This is a genomic window from Pectobacterium parvum, assembly GCF_020971565.1.
In the GTDB taxonomy this organism is placed as follows: Bacteria; Pseudomonadota; Gammaproteobacteria; order Enterobacterales; family Enterobacteriaceae; genus Pectobacterium; species Pectobacterium polare.
Map to the genome: position 1 here is coordinate 2,792,863 of NZ_CP087392.1, position 21,778 is coordinate 2,814,640.

Annotated in this window: 20 protein-coding genes, 2 pseudogenes and 1 other annotated feature; of the genes and pseudogenes, 13 read left to right on the forward strand and 9 right to left on the reverse strand. The window is 52.6% G+C overall.

Going from position 1 to position 21,778, the window contains the following annotated elements:
• Window positions 1–26: 26 nt before the first annotated feature.
• From LOZ86_RS12565 to citD, 8 genes and pseudogenes are all read right to left on the reverse strand, one after another.
• Window positions 27–1,397, reverse strand: a complete 1,371-nt coding sequence (locus tag LOZ86_RS12565; RefSeq protein WP_039481319.1) for an APC family permease — start codon at window positions 1,395–1,397, stop codon at window positions 27–29.
• Window positions 1,387–1,593, reverse strand: a complete 207-nt coding sequence (locus LOZ86_RS12570) for a hypothetical protein (protein WP_039481322.1) — start codon at window positions 1,591–1,593, stop codon at window positions 1,387–1,389. Before LOZ86_RS12570 ends, LOZ86_RS12565 begins: the two co-directional genes overlap by 11 nt.
• Before the next feature lie 408 nt (window positions 1,594–2,001).
• The gene (locus LOZ86_RS12575) at window positions 2,002–2,757 is read right to left on the reverse strand and encodes a flagellar brake protein (RefSeq protein WP_039481324.1); all 756 of its coding nucleotides are present in this window, start codon (window positions 2,755–2,757) and stop codon (window positions 2,002–2,004) included.
• 469 nt (window positions 2,758–3,226) lie between these two features.
• On the reverse strand, window positions 3,227–4,132 hold the full coding sequence (gene citG / locus LOZ86_RS12580; protein WP_230242092.1) for a triphosphoribosyl-dephospho-CoA synthase CitG: 906 nt from the start codon (window positions 4,130–4,132) through the stop codon (window positions 3,227–3,229).
• Window positions 4,110–4,639, reverse strand: a pseudogene (gene citX, locus LOZ86_RS12585) (citrate lyase holo-[acyl-carrier protein] synthase). Before citX ends, citG begins: the two are co-directional and overlap by 23 nt.
• Before the next feature lie 26 nt (window positions 4,640–4,665).
• Entirely contained in the window at window positions 4,666–6,195 is a 1,530-nt protein-coding gene (gene citF, locus LOZ86_RS12590; protein WP_039481329.1) for a citrate lyase subunit alpha, read from the reverse strand.
• Window positions 6,196–6,248: 53 nt separating this feature from the next.
• Window positions 6,249–7,124 (reverse strand): citrate (pro-3S)-lyase subunit beta, encoded by an 876-nt coding sequence (gene citE / locus LOZ86_RS12595; protein WP_039481332.1) that lies wholly within the window; start codon window positions 7,122–7,124, stop codon window positions 6,249–6,251.
• Entirely contained in the window at window positions 7,121–7,366 is a 246-nt protein-coding gene (gene citD, locus LOZ86_RS12600) for a citrate lyase acyl carrier protein (protein WP_052012020.1), read from the reverse strand. Before citD ends, citE begins: the two co-directional genes overlap by 4 nt.
• Here citD and LOZ86_RS12605 point away from each other — a divergent pair.
• The 4 genes and pseudogenes from LOZ86_RS12605 to LOZ86_RS12620 all read left to right on the forward strand — a co-directional run.
• Window positions 7,356–7,502 (forward strand): annotated as a pseudogene (locus tag LOZ86_RS12605) (hypothetical protein); the annotation flags it as partial. The gene citD and the pseudogene LOZ86_RS12605 sit on opposite strands and share 11 nt — an antisense overlap.
• A 92-nt stretch (window positions 7,503–7,594) precedes the next feature.
• Window positions 7,595–8,296: a response regulator gene (locus tag LOZ86_RS12610; protein ID WP_039481337.1), complete on the forward strand. Its 702-nt coding sequence runs from the start codon at window positions 7,595–7,597 to the stop codon at window positions 8,294–8,296.
• A gap of 471 nt (window positions 8,297–8,767) precedes the next feature.
• Window positions 8,768–10,702, forward strand: coding sequence for a methyl-accepting chemotaxis protein (locus LOZ86_RS12615; RefSeq protein WP_039481340.1), 1,935 nt, complete (start codon window positions 8,768–8,770; stop codon window positions 10,700–10,702).
• Window positions 10,703–11,042: 340 nt separating this feature from the next.
• A complete protein-coding gene (locus LOZ86_RS12620; protein ID WP_039481343.1) occupies window positions 11,043–12,995 on the forward strand; it encodes a methyl-accepting chemotaxis protein in 1,953 nt (650 codons plus the stop codon).
• A 113-nt stretch (window positions 12,996–13,108) separates the two neighbouring features.
• Here the strand turns inward: LOZ86_RS12620 and LOZ86_RS12625 are convergent, their stop codons facing one another.
• Window positions 13,109–13,945 carry an SDR family oxidoreductase gene (locus tag LOZ86_RS12625; protein ID WP_039481345.1) on the reverse strand — a complete coding sequence of 279 codons (837 nt, stop codon included), beginning with the start codon at window positions 13,943–13,945 and terminating at the stop codon, window positions 13,109–13,111.
• A gap of 406 nt (window positions 13,946–14,351) precedes the next feature.
• Here LOZ86_RS12625 and hisL point away from each other — a divergent pair, with 406 nt between their 5' ends.
• From hisL to hisIE, 9 genes are all read left to right on the forward strand, one after another.
• On the forward strand, window positions 14,352–14,399 hold the full coding sequence (gene hisL, locus LOZ86_RS12630) for a his operon leader peptide (protein ID WP_106389040.1): 48 nt from the start codon (window positions 14,352–14,354) through the stop codon (window positions 14,397–14,399).
• Window positions 14,375–14,496, forward strand: a sequence feature (His leader region). It overlaps the preceding gene by 25 nt.
• A 122-nt stretch (window positions 14,497–14,618) precedes the next feature.
• A complete protein-coding gene (gene hisG / locus LOZ86_RS12635) occupies window positions 14,619–15,518 on the forward strand; it encodes an ATP phosphoribosyltransferase (RefSeq protein ID WP_039481347.1) in 900 nt (299 codons plus the stop codon).
• Window positions 15,519–15,523: 5 nt separating this feature from the next.
• Window positions 15,524–16,852 carry a histidinol dehydrogenase gene (gene hisD, locus LOZ86_RS12640; protein WP_039481630.1) on the forward strand — a complete coding sequence of 443 codons (1,329 nt, stop codon included), beginning with the start codon at window positions 15,524–15,526 and terminating at the stop codon, window positions 16,850–16,852.
• Complete coding sequence (gene hisC / locus LOZ86_RS12645) at window positions 16,849–17,922, forward strand: histidinol-phosphate transaminase (protein ID WP_039481350.1); 1,074 nt, start codon at window positions 16,849–16,851, stop codon at window positions 17,920–17,922. The genes hisD and hisC overlap by 4 nt, the downstream gene beginning before the upstream one ends.
• A gap of 15 nt (window positions 17,923–17,937) precedes the next feature.
• Window positions 17,938–19,005: a bifunctional histidinol-phosphatase/imidazoleglycerol-phosphate dehydratase HisB gene (gene hisB, locus LOZ86_RS12650; RefSeq protein WP_039481352.1), complete on the forward strand. Its 1,068-nt coding sequence runs from the start codon at window positions 17,938–17,940 to the stop codon at window positions 19,003–19,005.
• Window positions 19,005–19,595: an imidazole glycerol phosphate synthase subunit HisH gene (gene hisH, locus LOZ86_RS12655; RefSeq protein WP_039481355.1), complete on the forward strand. Its 591-nt coding sequence runs from the start codon at window positions 19,005–19,007 to the stop codon at window positions 19,593–19,595. Before hisB ends, hisH begins: the two co-directional genes overlap by 1 nt.
• Before the next feature lie 6 nt (window positions 19,596–19,601).
• A complete protein-coding gene (gene hisA / locus LOZ86_RS12660; RefSeq protein WP_039481358.1) occupies window positions 19,602–20,339 on the forward strand; it encodes a 1-(5-phosphoribosyl)-5-[(5-phosphoribosylamino)methylideneamino]imidazole-4-carboxamide isomerase in 738 nt (245 codons plus the stop codon).
• Window positions 20,321–21,097, forward strand: a complete 777-nt coding sequence (hisF, locus tag LOZ86_RS12665) for an imidazole glycerol phosphate synthase subunit HisF (RefSeq protein ID WP_039481360.1) — start codon at window positions 20,321–20,323, stop codon at window positions 21,095–21,097. Before hisA ends, hisF begins: the two co-directional genes overlap by 19 nt.
• A gap of 62 nt (window positions 21,098–21,159) precedes the next feature.
• Entirely contained in the window at window positions 21,160–21,723 is a 564-nt protein-coding gene (hisIE, locus tag LOZ86_RS12670) for a bifunctional phosphoribosyl-AMP cyclohydrolase/phosphoribosyl-ATP diphosphatase HisIE (protein ID WP_052012022.1), read from the forward strand.
• Window positions 21,724–21,778 lie beyond the last annotated feature (55 nt).

The window sequence follows — 21,778 nt, forward strand, 5'->3', positions numbered from 1 at the left end:
CTCTTTTATGCGTGTCGTCGGTTTATTTAAACCGGCTCTTCACTACATTGCGGTACTGGCTGACGGAAACTGCGCGTCACAAAGGCCAGATAGAGCAATCCAATCGTTGCCCACACCAGACCCAGCGTCATCGAGCTCGCTTCCAGATTCACCCACAGCGCACCCACCGTCAACGCGCCCAGCACAGGCATCACGAGGAAGTTAATGGTGTCTTTCGCGGTGCGGTTACGGCGCTCACGAATATAGAACTGTGAAATGACCGACAGGTTCACGAACGTAAACGCCACCAGCGCACCGAAGTTGATCAGCGCAGTGGCCGTCACCAGATCGAACGACACCGCAGACAGTGCAATCACGCCAACCAGCAAGACGTTCAAAGACGGTGTACGCCATTTCGGGTGGATATAGCCGAAGAAGCGCTCTGGGAATACGCCATCACGCCCCATGACATACATCAGGCGAGACACGCCTGCATGTGCCGCCATACCGGATGCCAGTACCGTGACGCAGGAGAACACCAGAATAACGGACTGGAAGAATTTACCCGCGACGTACAGCATGATTTCCGGTTGAGACGCATCCGGCTCTTTAAAGCGCGAGATATCAGGGAAATACAGTTGCAGGAAGTACGCCACGGCAACAAAGATCACGCCGCCGATCAGCGCCGTCAGAAAGATGGCTTTTGGAATCACTCGACCGGCATCCTGCGTTTCTTCCGACAGCGAACTGATGCCGTCAAAACCCAGGAACGAGAAACAGAGAATGGTTGCTCCGGTAATCATCGGCACCACCTGAGCGCCCTCTGACCAGAACGGACGCGTACTGGTCAGTGTACCCGCACCTTCGCCCAGATAAACACCGTGAATCACCAGACCGAGGAATACCGCCATGATCGCAACCTGCACCACCACGATAATGGAGTTCAGATTAGCAACCAGACTGATGCCACGCAGGTTAAACAGCGTCATCAAGCCGACCAGCGCCGCGACAAAAATCCATGACGGTACGCCGGGGAAGATCGCTTCCAGATAGATTTTCGCCAGCAGAATGTTGATCATCGGCATGAACAGATAGTCCAGCAGTGACGACCAACCGACCATAAACCCGACGTGCGGGCTGATCGCTTTTTGCGCATAGGTATAAGCAGAACCGGCGGACGGAAAACGTTTTACCAATTTGCCATAGCTCAGCGCCGTAAACAGAATAGCGACCAGCGCAAACGCATAAGCGGTAGCCACATGGCCGTCGGTCAGGCCAGACACGATACCGAAGGTATCAAAAATGGTCATCGGCTGCATGTACGCCAGCCCCATCATAACGACAGGCCACAGCGTGAGCGTTCTTTTTAACTGAGCACGTTTTGCGCCAGCACTAGGCAGCTGAGAATCAAGCGACATGGCGCACACCTCCGTTCATCACGGCAGGCGCATACGCACCGAAAACAAATGAATGGATACAGGGCTCGCCTGAATCACGATGAGAAGAGGTGGCTGTAACAGCACCAGAGATAACTTGCGACTGCGTCGCGCCATAACCAATACCTTTGCAGCACAAACCGGCGGGCACCGGTGCGAAACGTGTTAATTGCCCCATCTTTCCTTTCCTCACTGTGCTCACAGGCACACACAAATTATCTATCCGGATCGTTGTCCGGCCTCTTTGGTTGAAGACCCTATACCCAGCAAACCTGAGTCACAGAGAAAGGCAAAAAACCACACCAATACCCCTGTAACCTGAAGGTTGACGAGCATAAATGTAAAAAAATAACCGACGCTATTAGACGTCGGTTATTTGCACGGCGCGTATTTTGCACCACTCGATCTCATCTGACAAGGCTCAGAGAACATTGGAAACCATTTATTTATCCCCACCCTTCTTCGAACAGCCTATACGTTGGCTTTTCGCATGAGTTATGGGTAATAAGTAGGATAAATAAGATAATACTCGTTATAAAAACGTTGCTGTTATGTGTGAAGCCCAAATAAAAGTTGTGCTTAAAAATTACAACTCCTGGAACCGCTTTTTCTTTTCGTTTTGTAATCTTTCCAACTCAAAAATCACCTGCTGAAGATCGCGTTCCTGCGCCGCGTTCAGTGAAGGGAATTTGAAGCTCAAACGCTGCGTCAACTTAAATTCACCTTTGTTGTCAACGATCTTCACCACTGCCTGACCGACGAACTGCAAATCAACGCAGAAGAAACCGTGGTCAGCCAGGTCCATCTCGACGCTCTTAATGATGTCACCGTCAGTCAACAGCCCTGTGGTATCACGGTCGGTATATAGGCTCAATCCACCCAGAGAGAGATCTTTGATGGTGAACAGGAAAACGCTCTCATCCGGCAGCTCGCCACGGCACGTCAACGGCGGCCACAGCGGCGTGTTGATGCGGAAATAGGTTCTACGTTGGATGAGATAAAGCAGTTCAGGAATCTGCGCGCTAAAGGCTGGCAGCCCGTCGTAAGTGACCGTCTTCGCAATTTCTGCATTAAATTCAACTTTTGCGCCGGCAGGCTCAGCAACAAAAGACAGCGCTCCCGCATACAGTGCGCGGTTGTTTTCACGCTCAATGCCTCCTAAATCGAAGACAAACAGGTTGTTATCGGGTACAACGTCAAGAATTTTACTCATGAACTGTCCGTGAGGATGATGAACCATCAGAGACGTATCATTCTTCTTTAACTCGCGCAGTGTTGCACAGATGGCCAGTTTGTTGCGCTTAACAAACTGCTCTTTCAAATTTTCATTCACCGCTTTCATCCCCACCATTGTTTACACCGAATATGTGTCAATGGCTTATATTGATGCACGCCTCTTCGTTATCTTTCAAGTCCCATATGTGCCAACACGATGTACTGCACTGGCTACATATTGAAAACGATTACTCGGAGTACCTGAAACAGCATGAAACCTACCTTAAATACCTCGAGTGACAGGACAAAACGCTATCGTTTTGAACAACGTAAACGTTGGCCCTTAGGGCGAGGCACACTTATACGCCTCGTCACGTGACAAGCGAAGAACAAACTCGTGGAAAGGAATTTGAGCAGCCAGCACGTACGTAACTTGAAGTATGACGGGTAGAAGTTGGTGAAAACGATATCGGCAATTTTCTCAATAACTTTAGTGGAACAAGAGGAAAAGTGTTAAGGCGCGGTCAAATAATGAAACGTACCGCCGCCAGCCATCGCAAGATCCGCTCGCTCCTTTTATCGCCCCCGTTCATTTGCTATTCGGCAGGATAGTGATACAGCAGCCAGGTTAAGGCCAGTAGATCGGCGCTACCGCCTGGGCTAAGGTTTCTGGCAATCAGCACGTCGCCCATCTCTCTCAGTGCCTGACGATCCAGCGGACCAATCAGCAATCTCCGCGCGTAATCTTGCACAAACTCCAGCCCGTCCATGCCGCCGCGTGAAACGACATTGGTATCAGGATTGTGAGCCATCAGCACCAACAGCGTCCGTAACAACGCGGTGTCGTCATCCGCTCCGGCAGCAATCGCCTGCTGCAAGGCAGGCAACGCGTACTGGCATACAGTACTGAAACCGCTGGCGGCTTCTCCCCTCGCCTCCGTCAGGCCATGGCGCTGATAGAGATGTTCACCCGCCGTCGCCGCACCAGAACACGTCTCCAGTTCATTTCGTACCAAATCGTGGCACATTGCGGCAACGCTTTCACACAGACTGCGCTGCGTCACACGCTCTCCCCGCCCTGCCAGCCAACCAGCGGCCGTACACAGCAGGCCAAACGCGAAAATCCCACCTTTATGGGTATTCACACCTTTCGTCGCTGACAGCATCGCCTGTTCACAGGCAATGCCGATAGGTCGAACCTGAAACAGCAGCTGCGCGAGTGGTGTGTTAGCGTGCTGATAACCGGCATCGGTAAAATGCCGGAACCAGGGTGAAATCGCCTGAATGCTGGTCTGAAACAGCGCAACATCCATATCACGGTGAGATCCGTTGTTGGCGCGATCCACCAGTCCGAGCTTCGGCGTCAACATCACTTCCATCGTCAACGCACTCGCCACCCGCTGGTCGATATCCGGTAACGCGTCGCGCTCCCGATAATCGCCGACTGCGGAATGGGATACCGCAGCCGACAGAACACCGTCAGGCTGCTGTAAAGTAGGCATTAACCTTTTCCTCAATGTGCTCAAGCAACTCAGGCAGCGAATGGCGGCGCGAACGGTTACAGGCGTGTGCCATCTGGTCGCACAATAGGCAAGTGCGCCCGCTGTGCGCCAGCATCGACCGGCCAATCGATCCGTCTTCCGGGCTAAAGATATCGAAATCCCAGAGCCGTCCCAGCTCATGGCTATCTTCCAGCGCAATAGTCACTGCCTTCACGGACAGCGCATCTTTGGTGATCGCCTACAGCCCTTCTGCCCCCCTTGCCAGCCAGCATGTCTGCTGCTCCAGCACCGTCCCCCCCCCCGCGCCTGACACAGCAAGGCAAAAGATTTGATAGCTTCGCCCATCACCTGCCGCTAGCCTTCGCTATCTTTTACCGGCCTCGGCATGACCAGAGTCAGCGACACCAGCGTCACACCGTGGCGGGCAAGCCATTCTTGTTGGCGAACTGCGCGGCGTTCCTTCGCCGCGAGTAAGGTTTCCAGCGAGATGGAAACAGTCTTTGTCATCGTCGATTCCCTCATGCGTTTACCGCTTATTCGTCGGTTTCTTTCACCTGACGAACGACGTCAATCACGCTGCCATCGCGATAGCGAATAACGCCGACGATGCGATCGTGAAACTCGATAGCACGTGGTTCACCCACCAGCGCAATCGCACGCTGATACAGCGCTTCAATCGTCGTCACCGTCAGCCCCGCCTGTTTCAGGCGTTCAGCAACCTCAGGTCGCGCTGGGTTGACCGCAATACCGTGATCGGTCACCAGTACATCAATACTTTCTCCCGGCGTAACGCGCGTCGTCACCTGACGTACCACGGTCGGGATGCGGCTACGAATCAGCGGCGCAACAACGATGGTCAGGTTCGCTGCCGTCGCGACGTCACAGTGTCCGCCGGACGCACCGCGCATCACACCATCTGAACCGATGATGACGTTGACATTAAAGTCGGTGTCAATTTCCAGCACGCTGAGAATTACCATATCCAGCTGATCGCAGCAGGCCGCTTTAGAGCTTGGGTTGGCGTAAACGTTAGTGGAAATCTCGACATGATTCGGGTTCTTCGCCAGCGATGCGGCCGCATTGGCATCGAAACATTGGGTATCGATCAGTTTTTCGATCAGCCCTTTTTCGTGCAGATCGACGATACCGCCCGTGATGCCGCCGAGGGCAAAGCGCGCCACGATGTTCTGCTGACGCATTTTATCTTCGAGGAAACGCGTACAGGCCGTCGAGGCCGCGCCTGAACCGGTCTGGATCGAGAAACCATTTTTAAAATAACCGGCATGTTCAATCACGTCTGCCGCAGAACGGGCAATCAACAGCTCGCGCGGGTTGCTGGTGACGCGCGCCGCGCCCACGCTGATTTTGGCCGGATCGCCCACTTCATCGACCTGAACGATGTAGTCCACCTGATCCTGCACAATGCTGGCTGGCATGTTCGGGAACGGCACCAGCGCTTCGGTTAGCAACACCACTTTACGGGCAAACTGCGCATCAACCATCGCATAGCCCAACGAGCCGCAGCTGGATTTCCCCGCGGTGCCGTTGGCATTACCAAATTCATCGCTGCACGGCACCCCCAAGAAAGCGACATCGATATTCAGTTCACCGCTTTGCAGCAGATGAACGCGACCACCGTGGGAATGAATCTGTACCGGTTCTTTCATTAATCCGTGAGAAATCGCATCGGCCAATTTTCCGCGCATCCCCGAGGTGTAAATCCGGCTGACCACGCCCGCTTTAATATGGTCGATCAGCGATGCGTTACAGCTCATCAGCGAGCTGGATGCCAGCGTCAGATCGCGAAAACCCATCCGTGCCAGCGTATCAATCACCCGATTAATGACTTTATCGCCTTCGCGGAAATGGTGGTGGAAAGAGATCGTCATCCCGTCTTTCAGCCCGCTGTGACGAATCGCCTCCTCCAGATCGGCGCACAGTTTGCGTTCATGCTTTTGTGCGACATCATTCAGCCACGGCGTATGTTGATTAGCGTTGACGAAGGGTTGCAGATGGCGTTTTTCCGGGTACTGCTTTTGCAGTGCTTCAATAAAATGACTCATTGTCTAATCCTGTGATTCCTGAGAGCGGCAATTGCGGTGCAATCACGCAATGGCTATTTGCGAACGCCGGAGGCCTGAGCACGTCCCAGCACGCTTCTGGCGTGGTCGATAATCGGCCCGTCGATCATTTTCCCGTTCAGGGAAATCACGCCCAGACCGGCACGTTCACCCTCCTCGGCGGCTTTGATCACCAGATGGGAATAGTCCACTTCATCCTGTGTAGGGGCATAGGCGTTGTGTAACAGCTCAATCTGGCGCGGGTTGATCAGGGATTTACCATTGAAGCCCAGTCTGCGGATCAGATCGACCTCTTTCAGGAAGCCCGCGTCATCATTAACGTTGGAATAGACCACGTCGAAGGCGTCGATACCGGCAGCGCGAGCCGCGTGCAGCACCGCGCAACGGGCATAAAACAGCTCCGTGCCATCACCGCGTTCTGTTTGCATATCCATCACATAGTCAAACGCCGCCAGCGCAATCCCAATCATGCGCTCGGAAGAGCGTGCAATCGCGACGGCGTTAATCACGCCCACCGCAGACTCAATCGCGGCCATAATGCGCGTGGAGCCGACTTCACGACCGCAGGCTTTTTCGATACGAACCAGATGGTGTTCCAGCTCATCGACATCATCGGTGGAGTCAGTTTTCGGCAGACGGATCACATCGGCACCACCGCGCACGGCCGCTTCCAGATCCAGCAGGCCAAACGGCGTACTGAGCTGGTTGATGCGTACCACGGTTTCAATATCACGGTACATCGGGTGCTGGAGCGCATGGAAAACCAGCAGGCGCGCGGTATCTTTCTCACGCAGGGAAACGGCATCTTCCAGATCGAACATGATGGAATCAGGCTTGTAGATAAACGCATTGGACAGCATGGCGGCGTTCGCGCCGGGGAGGAATAACATGCTGCGGCGAAGTTTATTCATGACAATTTCTCCCATTCAATCTGCTGTCCGTCTGCGGCGCGCAGCACCGCACTTTGCACGCGAGCACGGATGACACAATCCAGCGCGCCTTTGTCATCCACAATGATCGTCCCTTCCTGTACGCCCAGCGCTTTCAGCGTGTCATTCACGACCTGTTTGATTTGATGGCCGAACTGTTTCATCACTTCACTGTTGATGACCACGGTGAGTTTCCCGTCAGCCGGTGCCACTTTGACCAGCAAAACACAGGGCGATCACGGGCTGGGGCTGCATCTGGTCGCCAGCTACGTCAATCAGGCTCAGGGAATGATCGAAGTCTCGGCCAACCAGCCGAATGGCAGCATATTTTCCCTATTTATTCCGATGTCCCCCCAATAATTTGAGCGGCAGCGTATTGAATAACGCACAGACCGCTTGAGGTATAGCGGACACACTATTTTATAATTCAGAGACTAACAGGGATTTACACCATGCAGCACACTGAACATTTCGATGTTTTAATCGTTGAAGATGAAAGTAAGCTGGCAAATATTCATGCTGAATTTATTGAGAAACATTTCAATCTGCGTGTCGTAGGGATTGCCGCTACGCTTTTTGAAGCCAAAAAGCTCCTTCAGCAACACAGGCCGCGCCTGATCCTGCTGGATAACTATTTGCCTGACGGCGAAGGGGTTTCGCTGATTGAAAGCCAACTACTCAAAGGGATGGATTGTTCCGTCATCTTTATTACCGCCGCCAGCGATATGAATACCTGCGCTCAGGCGATTCGCTGCGGGGCTTTTGACTACATTATCAAACCGCTTTCCTACCCACGGCTGCGCTCTTCGCTGGAGCGATTTATTCAATTCGTGAAAACTCAGCACTCTTACAAAATTGTCGATCAGCAGAACGTCGATATTCTCTATCAGCTGCAATCGTCCGGCACAGCCACCTCCTCGTCAGCAAAAGGCATTGAAGAGAACACGCTGGGGCTGATCAAGCAGATTTTTGCCAACGATGGCGGCGATACACTCTTTTCTGTCGATGATATCGTCGAAAAAACCGGACTCAGTAAAACGACGGCGCGCCGCTATCTGGAGTTCTGCGTTGAAAATCAGTTCCTCGACATCGAAATGCGTTACGGCAAGATTGGTCATCCACGCCGGCTGTATCGCACAAAAAGCACCGGCTAGAGCTTGTAGTCCCTAGCCTATGGCGGCGAAGTTAGCCGTCATAGGGCATGCGGTACAGTCAGACGACGGTGTGCGATAAAAGTTGAGATAAAAGTCAGATAAAGTAATAACGTCATTCACTACTTGGGTACGCGTCAGCAATATTACGTCCAAACTTAACCATTCGTTATTTTCATCCTATTTATATTTTAATATATGTCTAAATTAACTCATTCCCTCTAAAATTTTTAAAAGTTAAAAAAACAATCATAATTTTCTGTGCTTATTCTTATAACGGTTAGCATAACGCAGATTGGTAATTCAACCGGCGCCTGCTGTGCAGTTGTCCAAAAATAAGAGAGAAGCCTCACAAATTATTATTAGCTTCTTCACTCACACTAAAAAAAACCACTATAAATCCGATAAGCATTATGGGTCATGCCTTGATTAATTTGTTACCTGACACCAGTAATTCATCCCCGGAGAGACGTCATGTTCTTAGCCAAAAAAATCAGAAATCTTAAAATATCCCAAAAGCTGTATCTTGGGTTTGGGGTGATCCTGCTACTGGTCATCATTGCATCGCTACTGAGCGCAGGTCGCTTCAGAGAAATTCGTGATATTTATGAGAAAACCAATCTTATTTACAACATCAACATCGAAGTCTTTCAGGCCAAAATAAACCGCCTGAAGTATTTTTATTCGTATGAAGAAAAGTCGCGTGAAACCATGGCAGGCTTTGTTAAACATGCTTCAGAGTTAACCACGGAAGCGAAAACGCTCTCATGGAGTCCAGAAGGCGCTCCCCTCGTCAACGATCTCGGCCAGAATCTGACCGAATTCCAGAACGCGATCACCGAGATGGGGAAAGCCACGCAGCGCGTGGTAGAAAATCGCGACAAAATCAGCGCCGCCAACGGGCAAAACATTACCACGGATTTTTACGCCAAACTGCGTCAGCAGCCTTCTGATAGCGCAACGCAATATCAGGCTGAAGATTTGGCAGCGCAGGTTTCAGATCTCAAGCAGTTATCTTATGAGTTACAGCTTAAGCAAAATGCCGATGCTGCGAAGAAGCTCGATGAGGCTTTTAGCCGCTTTGACAGCAGCTACCAGGCCGCCACTGCGGCACTGACACCTGAACAACAGGTCGCCGCAGAGGGTCTACGAAGCTATGTCACCAGCTATAAAAAGCTCAACGCTGATTACTTCCAGAGCATCAGCGGCCTGAAAAAAGCCGAAGACGGCGTGAAGGTCGGCGGGGATAAAAGCAGCGCCTCCATTAAAGCGCTTATCACTATCGTCAAAGAGAAGAATGACGCACTGGCATACGGTTCCGCAACTATCACGATGATCATTGGCCTCATCGCCGTCGTGATCGGCATTATCATCTCGCTGCTGATTACCCGCCAAATCACCCGCCCTGTGATTCACAACCTTTCTCTGGCGGAAAAAATCGCCGCAGGCGATCTAACCTCAACCATTGTGGCCGATCGCGATGATGAGCTGGGTCAGTTAACGGCCGCCATGGGGAGAATGAACGAAAAGCTGCGCCATATGATCAGCGATGTGCGTGACAGCGTGGACAGCGTGTCAACCTCTGCGGCCAAGATTGCTGCCGGTAATAGCGATCTCTCCTCGCGCACCGAGCAGCAGTCTGCCGCCGTAGTAGAAACCGCCGCCAGTATGGAAGAACTGACGTCGACCGTGAAAAACAACGCCGAAAACGCCAAACAGGCGAGCCAAATCAGTACCGAAGCCTCGCAAAATGCGCACAAAGGCGGCGAAGTGGTTCGGAATGTGGTGGATACCATGTCAGGCATTTCAGACAGCTCACGGAAGATTGCCGACATCACTGCCGTTATCAACAGCATTGCGTTCCAGACCAATATTCTGGCGCTGAACGCCGCGGTAGAGGCCGCGCGAGCCGGTGAGCAAGGCCGTGGATTTGCCGTGGTTGCCAGCGAGGTGCGGACACTTTCTCAACGCACATCGCAAGCCGCAAAAGAAATCGCCAGCCTGATATCTGAATCGGTGTCGCGTATCAATGTGGGCACACAACTGGTCGCCAATGCGGGAACGGCGATGGATCAGATCGTCTCCTCTGTCTCGCGGGTTAACGACATCATGGGGGAAATTGCCTCCGCCTCCGATGAGCAAAGCCGCGGCATTGAGCAAATCTCCCGTGCCATCAGCGAACTGGATACCACCACACAGCAGAATGCGGCGCTGGTGATGGAATCCTCGATCTCCGCTAACTCGCTGGAAGAACAGTCTGCGATACTGGAAAGCATGGTAGCGAACTTCCGCCTATCCGATCACGAGGGGCGTAAACCCAAAGCAAATCTCTCCGGCTTGCCGCCACAGCAGAAACGCCTGCCGCCTGCATCAAAACAGTCGCAGGACTCAGGCTGGACAACGTTCTAACTCCTAACGTCTAACGTTCGAGATCTCAGCCCTGATATAACGTCAGGGCTGAATTTATCAATAAAATATTATTTCAATGATAAATAAATCGTTAAATAATCAGTAAGCTACGTTATTTTGGCCGTATTCCCATAAAAGACTATGCATTTGCACAGCCCGCCTTGATATCCATCACAAAATGTTATTATCCCCTACTTTTGCTCTAACATCGTGATAAGAAAACCCGATAACTCATAGTAGTTACAGTAGTTAGAAACGACATTGTCGTTAACCGTGAAATAATCGTTAGCAATAAAACCGTAGTCATTATTACTAAAATCGTTATACATGGAGAGTTATAATGCAGAATCTTGCTAGTCGAATCCGTAACACAAAAATCGCACATAAACTGTATGCGGGATTTGGCATTATTTTATTACTCGTTATTGTTGCCTCATCGCTTAGTACAAAAAGATTTAAAGACATCAAAGATATCTATGAAAAAACCAATCTTATTTACAGCATCAACATTGAGGTATTTCAGGCAAAAATAAACCGCGTGAAATATTTCTACGCCCCCGATGAGAAGACAAAAGATATTCTGGCGAAATTTGTTAAAAGCGCGACAGACTTAACAGACAGCGCAAAAACTCTGGCCTGGAGCGCCGATGAGTTAGGCCACATCAATAGCTTAAAAGAAAACTTAGAGGGCTTTCAGACATCGGTATCCGGTATGTCTGTTGCAACACAAAAAGCGGTTGATATTCAGGGAAAAATGAATCAACTGCATGCACAAGCCACGCTGGAACCTGTTGCACAGACTATTCATAGCACCAGCTCATTCCCCGATAATGATGCTTATTACGCGATGAGCAGATTGGCTTTCTTGTTAAGTGAAGTGCAAAAGCTGAGTTATGAGCTGCAAATAACAAAAGATGAGAAAACAGTCACTGCGCTGAATAACCGTTATGCGGAAACGGAATCAGCCTATCAGGCCTTACCGATTTTACCTGCCGACCTGAAAGATCAGGCTGACGCGCTGCGAAATTACATCAAGCAATATCAACAGATTAACGCAGACTATTACACCGCTTTTGATGACGTGAAAAAAGCAGAATATCTGGTAATGAGGGCAGGAACAAAAAGCAGCGCGGACATCAATGCGCTGACGGCCATTATCAAAGCGAAAAACGATGAGCTGGCCTATAACTCCGCCACCATTACCATGATTATCGGTCTCATCGCCGTCATCATCGGTATCATTATTTCGATCTACATCACCCGGATTATCACCAGACCTATCATCCATAACCTGTCGCTGGCGGAACGTATTGCCAGTGGCGATCTAACCACCTCGATTCAGACCGATCGCCACGATGAACTGGGACGGCTTACCCACGCGATGGGGACGATGAACGAACAGCTGCGTCACGTTATCTCCGAAGTGCGGGACAGCGTCGGTAGCGTCAGTCAGTCGGCAAGCAAAATTGCCACAGGCAATAGCGATCTGTCTTCACGTACCGAGCAGCAGTCGGCAGCCGTCGTTGAAACCGCAGCTAGCATGGAAGAACTGACGTCAACGGTGAAAAACAACGCCGACAACGCCAAACATGCCAGCCAAATTGCCGCCGATGCTTCCAAAAATGCCCTTAAAGGTGGTGAGGTCGTGAAACAGGTTGTGACGACCATGGACAATATCGCCGCCAGTTCCAAAAAAATCGCTGACATCACCACCGTCATTAATAGCATTGCTTTCCAGACCAACATTCTGGCGCTGAACGCGGCGGTAGAAGCCGCGCGGGCGGGTGAACAAGGCCGTGGTTTTGCCGTGGTCGCAGGCGAAGTACGCAGTTTATCGCAGCGCAGTTCTCAGGCCGCCAAAGACATCGAATTCCTGATCGCAGAGTCCGTCGAACGTACCAATGCAGGGAGTCATCTTGTGGCGGTTGCGGGCGAAACCATGGAGCAAATCGTCGATTCCGTTTCCCGCGTGAACGACATCATGGGGGAAATTTCCTCCGCCTCTGAAGAACAGAGCCGGGGAATTGGGCAAATTGCACAGGCGATCAGTGAACTGGACACCACGACACAGCAGAACGCCTCGCTGGTAATGGAATCTTCCATTTCTGCCAACTCGCTGGAAGAACAGGCCGTGCTGTTAGAGAAGTTGCTTGAGCACTTCCGCGTGTCCCAATCTGACAACCGCGCGGGCTCACGCGCCTCATCCTCTACGTCACGACACGCGCTGCCAAAACGTGTGTCAACGACAGACAAAAAAGCCGCATCGTCAGAAGGCGACTGGACGTCGTTTTAACACCTCACGCCCGGATGCTTCACACACATCCGGGCCTATCAGAACCCCTGTTGCGGTATCAAAAATCGTGGCAAACATCGTGGCAAACAAAGCAGCACGCATTGCGGTTAGCGCTACAAACCCTCGTTCAGCGGCATCGTTGAGGGATTAGGGTACTGATACTCAAACCCGAGTTCATGGCAGATACGCTGCCCATCAACAATCTTCCCCTGATCGCTGTCGGTTACGGGTGCAAACTGCGGCGGAGACAGGTGCAATCTGCGCGCCTGCTCAGGGTAAAAATCCTGTTTGGCCGGATGTTCTGGCGCACACAGGTTATAGATATGCCCACCGTTCGGAAGCTTAAGCAACAACAGGATCGCCGCCAGCACATCTTCCTGATGCACCAGATTCACCCCCTGGTTACCGCGCGGCAGATTGGTTTTGCCCGCAAGGAAACGTCCAGGATGGCGTTCACCACCGACCAGCCCCGCAAGACGCAAGATATCCACGGAGGTGTCAGGTAGATGCTGCAACCATTGTTCGAGGGACACCAGCGTTTTCCCTGCGACCGTCGTCGGCTGTAGCGGCGAGTTTTCTTTTGCCGTGCCGCTGCTATCGCCATAAACCGAGGTTGAACTGGTGAAAATGATACGCGGGACATGAAACACACGCGCCATATTCACCAGTTGCTGTACCGCTTGCGCATACCCTTCGCCCCCTTCCGCCGTTCGGCTGGCGGGCAAGGTCACGATCAACACGTCAACCTGTAATAGCGCGCTAAGCTCGTCTGCGTCGCATTCCAGTTCCGGCGTCAGCGCCAGTTGATAGCACTCAATGCCGCTCATTCGTGCTGCTTCCACGCCATCCAGAGTGGTTTTCGTCCCTGTCACGTGGTAGCCGTGCCCATTCAACGCCAGAGCCAGTGGCATACCCAACCAGCCCAATCCAACAATCGATACTTTTTTCATCAGCCGTTCTCCCCTGCAAGGAGTCTGTTATTAACACTTAGTACTCTAAATAATTCGAGTTTCAGGCAGGCGGCAAAAGAAGGAATCCCGATGAGCTTACTCAAGTAAGTGATTCGGGTGACTGAATGCAGCCAACGCACATGCAACTTGAAGTATGACGAGTACATACACGCCTACAGAGTAAACGGCTTTTACGCCCATCGCTACAGAGCCTGTCCGATTTCAGCAGCGCGTTCTCTCTATCAAAGGCCGATATCCAGCGTGATTATGCTGGCGTATCACCCAAGCAAAATGAACTTCCCATATCTGCTAAAAAAATGTTGCACAACAACCCGAACATGGTTTAGGTTATTCGACAGAAATCATTATTGATTTAATACACATTGACACAACAAAGAGACATCTTATGACACGCGTTCTGTTTAACCACCATCATCACCATCATCCTGATTAGTCTTTCGGGCAGTTGGTGCTGGAAGACGTTAAGATCTTCCAGTGGCGCAGAACACAAAGAGAGCCCTCGGAAGATCAACTTCCGAGGGTTTTTTTATGCGCGCTATCCTTGCGAGCACCTTACAGGCCGTTGCTATGCAACGTTAAAAAACGTTCCCGACGTTTTTTTATGACCCAATGTTTCTAAAAATTTTAAATTTGACAGGTTAATGAGGTTTCCATGCTGGATAAAACACGTTTACGGATAGCAATGCAGAAGTCAGGCCGCCTGAGCGATGATTCACGCGAACTGCTGGCGCGCTGCGGGATCAAAATCAACTTACAGCAACAGCGTCTGATCGCGTTTGCAGAGAATATGCCGATTGATATCCTGCGCGTACGCGATGACGATATTCCCGGTCTGGTCATGGATGGCGTGGTCGATCTGGGCATCATCGGCGAAAACGTGCTGGAAGAAGAGCTGTTAAACCGTCGTGCTCAGGGTGAAGATCCGCGTTACTTCACGCTGCGTCGTCTGGATTTCGGCGGTTGCCGCCTGTCGCTGGCGATGCCGCTGGACGAAGCCTATACCGGTCCTGAATGTCTGCAAAACAAACGTATCGCCACCTCTTATCCTCACCTGCTCAAACAATATCTCGACAGACAATCTGTCAATTTCAAATCCTGTCTGCTCAACGGTTCCGTCGAAGTGGCTCCACGCGCTGGTCTGGCCGATGCCATCTGCGATCTGGTATCAACTGGTGCCACGCTGGAAGCCAACGGCCTGCGCGAAGTCGAAGTTATTTACCGTTCCAAGGCCAGCCTGATTCAGCGCGACGGCGACATGCCAGCAGAGAAACAGCAGTTGATCGATAAGCTACTGACCCGTATGCAAGGCGTAATTCAGGCACGTGAATCAAAATACATCATGCTGCACGCGCCTAGCGAACGTCTGGACGAAATCATTGCCCTGTTGCCTGGTGCCGAGCGCCCGACCATTCTGCCGCTGGCCGGCGATCAGCGTCGTGTTGCCATGCACATGGTCAGTAGCGAAACGCTGTTCTGGGAAACCATGGAGAAGCTGAAGTCATTAGGTGCCAGCTCCATTCTGGTCCTGCCTATTGAAAAAATGATGGAGTGATGACGATGGCTGACAACACCAAAAGCACTGGCAGCTTCAGCACGCTCGTTGACTGGCAGCGCTGTTCAGTAGAAGAGCAGCGTCAGCTACTGACTCGTCCGGCGATTTCCGCGTCAGATCGCATTACCGCTGTCGTGAGCGATATTCTGGCAAACGTGAAAAGTCGTGGTGATAACGCCTTACGCGACTACAGCGCGCAGTTCGATAAGGTTCAGGTGAATGCGATTCGCGTCACCGAGGCTGAGATCGCTGCCGCCTCCGCCCGTCTGGGCGATGAAGTAAAACAGGCGATGGCGATCGCCGTGCGTAATATCGAGACATTCCACAACGCGCAAAAGCTGCCAGTTGTCAATATCGAAACGCAGCCAGGCGTACGTTGCCAGCAGCTCACTCGCCCCATCGCAACCGTCGGACTGTATATTCCTGGGGGCTCTGCCCCGCTGCCATCAACCGTGCTGATGCTGGGAACGCCTTCACGCATCGCAGGCTGTGGTCGCGTGGTGCTGTGCTCACCGCCGCCGATTGCCGATGAAATTCTGTATGCCGCACAGCTGTGCGGCATTAAAGAAGTCTTTCAGCTCGGTGGCGCGCAAGCGATTGCCGCGATGGCTTTTGGCACCGAGAGCGTGCCAAAAGTGGATAAGATTTTTGGCCCCGGCAACGCATATGTGACGGAAGCCAAGCGTCAGGTTAGCCAGCAGCTTGATGGCGCAGCCATTGATATGCCCGCTGGGCCATCCGAAGTTCTGGTGATCGCTGACAGTGGTGCAACGCCTGCGTTTGTCGCTTCCGACCTGTTATCACAGGCAGAGCATGGCCCAGACTCACAGGTCATTCTGCTCACGCCTGACGCAGCAATAGCTAAGGCCGTGGCGGACGCTGTTGAAGAACAGCTCATGCAGCTGTCCCGTGCGGACATCGCGCGTCAGGCGCTTGCCAGCAGCCGCGTCATCGTCGCACGTGATTTGGCACAGTGCATTGAAATCAGCAATCAATATGGCCCAGAGCACCTGATCATACAGACGCGTGACGCCGAGTCACTGGTTGATAGCATCACCAGCGCGGGTTCCGTGTTCCTTGGCGACTGGTCACCGGAATCCGCTGGCGACTACGCCTCCGGCACCAACCATGTTCTGCCGACCTATGGCTACACCTCGACCTATTCAAGCCTGGGCCTGGCCGACTTCCAGAAGCGAATGACCGTACAGCAGCTCACGCCGCAGGGGTTACTGCAACTGGCGCCGACCATAGAAATATTGGCACAGGCCGAACAGCTGACCGCCCACAAAAACGCCGTTACCCTGCGTGTTGCAGCACTGAAGGAGCAAGCATGAGCAGCATTGAAGAACTGGCACGTGCCAACGTCCGTGCGTTGACCCCCTACCAATCTGCCCGTCGTCTGGGTGGGAACGGCGATGTCTGGCTAAATGCCAATGAATATCCTCAAGCACCGGAATTTCAGTTAACGCTGCAAACGCTGAACCGCTACCCGGAATGTCAGCCGGTCATGGTGATCAAACGTTACGCTGAATATGCTGGCGTAGCGCCGGAGCAGGTTCTGGTCAGCCGCGGTGCCGACGAAGGTATCGAGCTACTGATCCGCGCGTTCTGCGAACCGGGAAAAGATGCCATCCTGTTCTGTCCGCCAACCTACGGCATGTACGCCGTCAGCGCCGAGACATTTGGCGTGGAACGCCGCACCGTAGCCAGCAAATCAGACTGGCAGTTGGATCTCGACGCGATTGAAGCGCAGTTGGACGGCACCAAAGTCATTTACGTATGCAGCCCAAATAACCCAACCGGCAACCTGATTGCACGGGAGGATTTACGCCAGTTGCTCACGCTAGCACAGGGCAAAGCGCTGGTCGTTATCGATGAAGCCTATATTGAATTCTGTCCGCAGGCGACCACCTCAGTCTGGCTGGCCGAGTTTCCTCATTTGGTGATTCTGCGTACCTTGTCAAAAGCCTTTTCACTCGCCGGACTGCGCTGTGGCTTCACGCTGGCGAACCCTGACGTGATTCAGCTTCTGCTGAAGGTGATTGCCCCTTATCCGCTGTCCACCCCGGTGGCAGATATCGCCGCGCAGGCGCTGAGCCACGAAGGGATCGCTAAAATGAAGGCGAATGTTGAGGAAATTACCTCCGCTCGCCGCTGGCTAAGCTATGCCTTAAAAGACATTCCCTGCATTGAAGAAATCTTCCCCAGCGAGAGTAATTATCTGCTGGTGCGCTTTACCGCCTCCCCTTCTGTATTTAAAACGCTGTGGGATCAAGGCATTATTCTGCGTGACCAAAATAAGCAACCGAGCCTCGCAGGCTGTTTGCGCATTACTATCGGCAACCGCTACGAATGTGAACGCGTTGTTGCTGCATTACAATCATTGCCGGGCATCAACGCTTAATTTTAAGGAGCTCACGTGGGCCAGAAATACCTCTTTATCGACCGTGACGGAACACTGATTGCTGAACCGCCTGAGGATTTTCAGGTTGACCGTCTGGATAAACTGGCGCTGGAACCAGATGTCATCCCCTCGCTGCTGGCGCTGCAAAAAGCGGGCTATACGCTGGTGATGATCACCAATCAGGATGGTCTGGGAACCGATAGTTTTCCGCAGGAAACCTTCGATCCACCGCACAACCTGATGATGCAGATTCTGACATCGCAGGGTATCCATTTTGAGCACGTGCTGATTTGCCCGCATTTGCCAGCGGATAACTGCACCTGCCGCAAACCCAAAACCGAACTGGTGACCGCCTATTTGAATAATGGCCTAATGGATGTGGCGAATAGCTACGTCATCGGCGACCGCCAGACCGATATTCAACTGGCGCAGAATATGGGCATAACCGGCCTGCTCTACCAACGCGGTGGACTGAACTGGCAAGCCATTACCAACCAATTGACCAAGCGTGACCGTCATGCACACGTCAACCGTGTCACGCGTGAAACCGCGATTGATGTGAACGTCTGGCTGGATCAGGAAGGCGGCAGCAAAATCAACACCGGCGTCGGCTTCTTCGATCACATGCTGGATCAAATCGCCACCCACGGCGGGTTCCGCATGAACATTGAAGTGAAAGGCGACCTGTACATTGACGATCACCACACGGTGGAAGATACCGGTCTGGCACTGGGCGAAGCCCTGAATAAAGCGCTGGGCGACAAACGCGGCATTGGCCGTTTTGGCTTCGTTCTGCCGATGGATGAGTGTCTGGCACGCTGCGCACTGGATATTTCAGGGCGTCCGCATCTGGAATACAAAGCGGAATTCAGCTACCAGCGCGTCGGCGATCTGAGTACGGAAATGGTCGAACACTTCTTCCGCTCGCTGTCTTATTCCATGGCCTGTACGCTGCACCTGAAAACCAAGGGGCGTAACGATCATCACCGTGTGGAAAGCCTGTTTAAAGTCTTCGGACGCACGCTGCGTCAGGCCATTCGCGTCGAGGGTGATACGCTGCCGAGTTCGAAAGGAGTGCTCTGATGAAGGTCGTCATTCTTGATACCGGCTGCGCTAACCTCTCTTCGGTGACCTATGCCGTGCAGCGGTTGGGGTATACGCCCGTTGTGAGCCGTGAGGCCGAGATTGTCCTGCAAGCGGACAAGCTGTTTCTGCCGGGGGTTGGCACCGCGCAAGCCGCGATGAATCAACTGGAAGAACGCGACCTGATTGCGTTGATCAAGGCCTGTACCCAGCCCGTTCTCGGTATTTGCCTCGGCATGCAGTTGCTGGGCACAAACAGCGACGAAAACGGTGGCATCCCAACGTTGGGGATTGTCGATACGCCAGTGAAAAAGATGGTTGACCGCGGCTTACCGCTGCCACATATGGGCTGGAATCAGGTCATTCCGAAGGCCGGACATCGTTTGTTCCGCGATATCGATGACGGTGCCTATTTCTATTTCGTTCACAGCTATGCCATGCCGGTCTGCGAAAACACGATTGCACAAGCCAACTATGGCGAAGCCTTCACCGCCGCGCTGGAAAAAGATAACTTCTTTGGCGTGCAGTTCCACCCTGAGCGTTCGGGTGCTGCGGGCGCGCAGCTGCTGAAAAACTTTCTGGAGATGTAGAGCGTCATGATTATTCCCGCATTAGATCTGATTGATGGACAGGTTGTCCGTCTGCATCAGGGCGATTATGGCCAACAGCGCCAGTACGGCAGCGATCCGCTTCCTCGTTTACAGGATTACCAGCAGCAAGGCGCAGGCGTGCTGCATTTGGTGGATTTGACTGGTGCAAAAGATCCCTCTGCTCGCCAGATCCCCTTGTTAACCACGCTGTTGGCAGGCGTTAGCGTACCGGTTCAAATCGGCGGCGGTATCCGCACCGAACAGGACGTGGAAGCGTTATTAAAAGCCGGTGCCAGCCGTGTCGTTATCGGCTCCACCGCGGTTAAGCAGCCGGAACTCGTTCAGCAATGGTTCACCCGCTACGGCGCAGAAGCACTGGTGCTGGCACTGGACGTGCGTATCGACGCCAACGGCACAAAGTTCGTCGCCATCAGCGGCTGGCAGGAAAATTCAGACGCCACGCTTGAGCAGGTCGTCGAACAATATCTGCCGTTCGGCCTGAAACATGTACTGTGTACCGACATTTCTCGCGACGGTACGCTGAGCGGTTCCAACGTCGAGCTCTATCGTGAAATCAGCCAGCACTACCCGCAGATTGCCTTTCAGGCATCTGGCGGCATCGGTAATCTGACGGATATTGCCAATTTACGCGGCAGCGGTGTGCAGGGCGTGATCGTGGGTCGTGCGCTGCTAGAAGGTAAATTCAACGTCGCGGAGGCTATTTCATGCTGGCAAAACGGATAATCCCCTGTCTGGACGTGCGTAACGGTCAGGTCGTCAAAGGCGTACAGTTCCGCAATCACGAAATCATCGGTGACATCGTACCGCTGGCGCAGCGCTACGCGCAGGAAGGGGCCGATGAGTTAGTCTTTTATGATATCACCGCCTCTTCCGACGGCCGTGTGGTCGATAAAAGCTGGGTATCCCGTGTCGCGGAAGTGATTGATATTCCTTTCTGCGTAGCTGGCGGCATTAAAAGCGTGGAAGAAGCAGGTCAAATCCTCTCTTTCGGCGCGGATAAAATCTCCATTAACTCACCGGCGCTGGCCGATCCTGAGCTGATCACCCGCCTTGCCGATCGTTATGGCGTGCAGTGCATCGTCGTCGGGATTGATACCTGGCACGATGCTGCGACAGGTCGCTACCATGTCAATCAATACACGGGTGATGAAGCGCGAACCAAGGTCACCACCTGGGAAACGCTGGATTGGGTAGAAGAAGTGCAGAAGCGCGGTGCGGGTGAGATTGTCCTGAACATGATGAATCAGGACGGCGTGCGCAACGGCTACGATTTACACCAGTTAAATCTGGTGCGTGATGTCTGCAATGTTCCGCTTATTGCTTCCGGCGGCGCAGGCACCATGGAGCATTTTCTGGATGCGTTCCAAACCGCCCATGTTGATGGCGCGCTGGCCGCATCGGTGTTTCACAAGCAAATTATTAATATTGGCGAACTGAAACAATATCTTAAGCAACAAGGTGTGGAGATTCGAGTGTGTTAAGCGAAGCAGTTTTTCTAAACGACGAACAACGAAACCAACTCGATTGGGAAAAAACGGACGGTATGCTGCCAGCTGTCGTGCAACATGCGGTGTCCGGTGAAGTGTTGATGCTGGGCTACATGAATCAGGATGCCTTACAGGCCACGGAAGAGAGCGGAAAAGTTACGTTCTTTTCACGCACCAAGCAGCGTCTGTGGACGAAAGGCGAATCTTCCGGCCATTTTCTGAATGTCATCTCTATCACGCCAGACTGCGATAACGACACGCTGCTGATTCTGGTCAATCCTATCGGACCAACCTGTCACCTTGGCACAAGCAGCTGCTTCTCGCCTGCTGCCAGCGACTGGACGTTCCTCTATCAGTTAGAGCAACTGCTGGCCGAGCGTAAGCATGCTGACCCGGATAGTTCTTACACTGCACGTCTGTATGCCAGCGGCACCAAGCGCATTGCGCAGAAAGTCGGTGAGGAAGGATTGGAAGCTGCATTAGCAGCGACGGTGCATGACCGCGAAGAACTGACCAACGAAGCCGCGGATTTAATGTACCACCTGCTGGTGCTGTTGCAGGATCAGGATTTAGATCTGGCGACCATCATCAATCGCCTAAAAGAGCGTCACAATAAGTAAACCTGTCCCCGCGTTGTCAGTCGTTGATAACGCGGGATGATATATCCGATGTCAG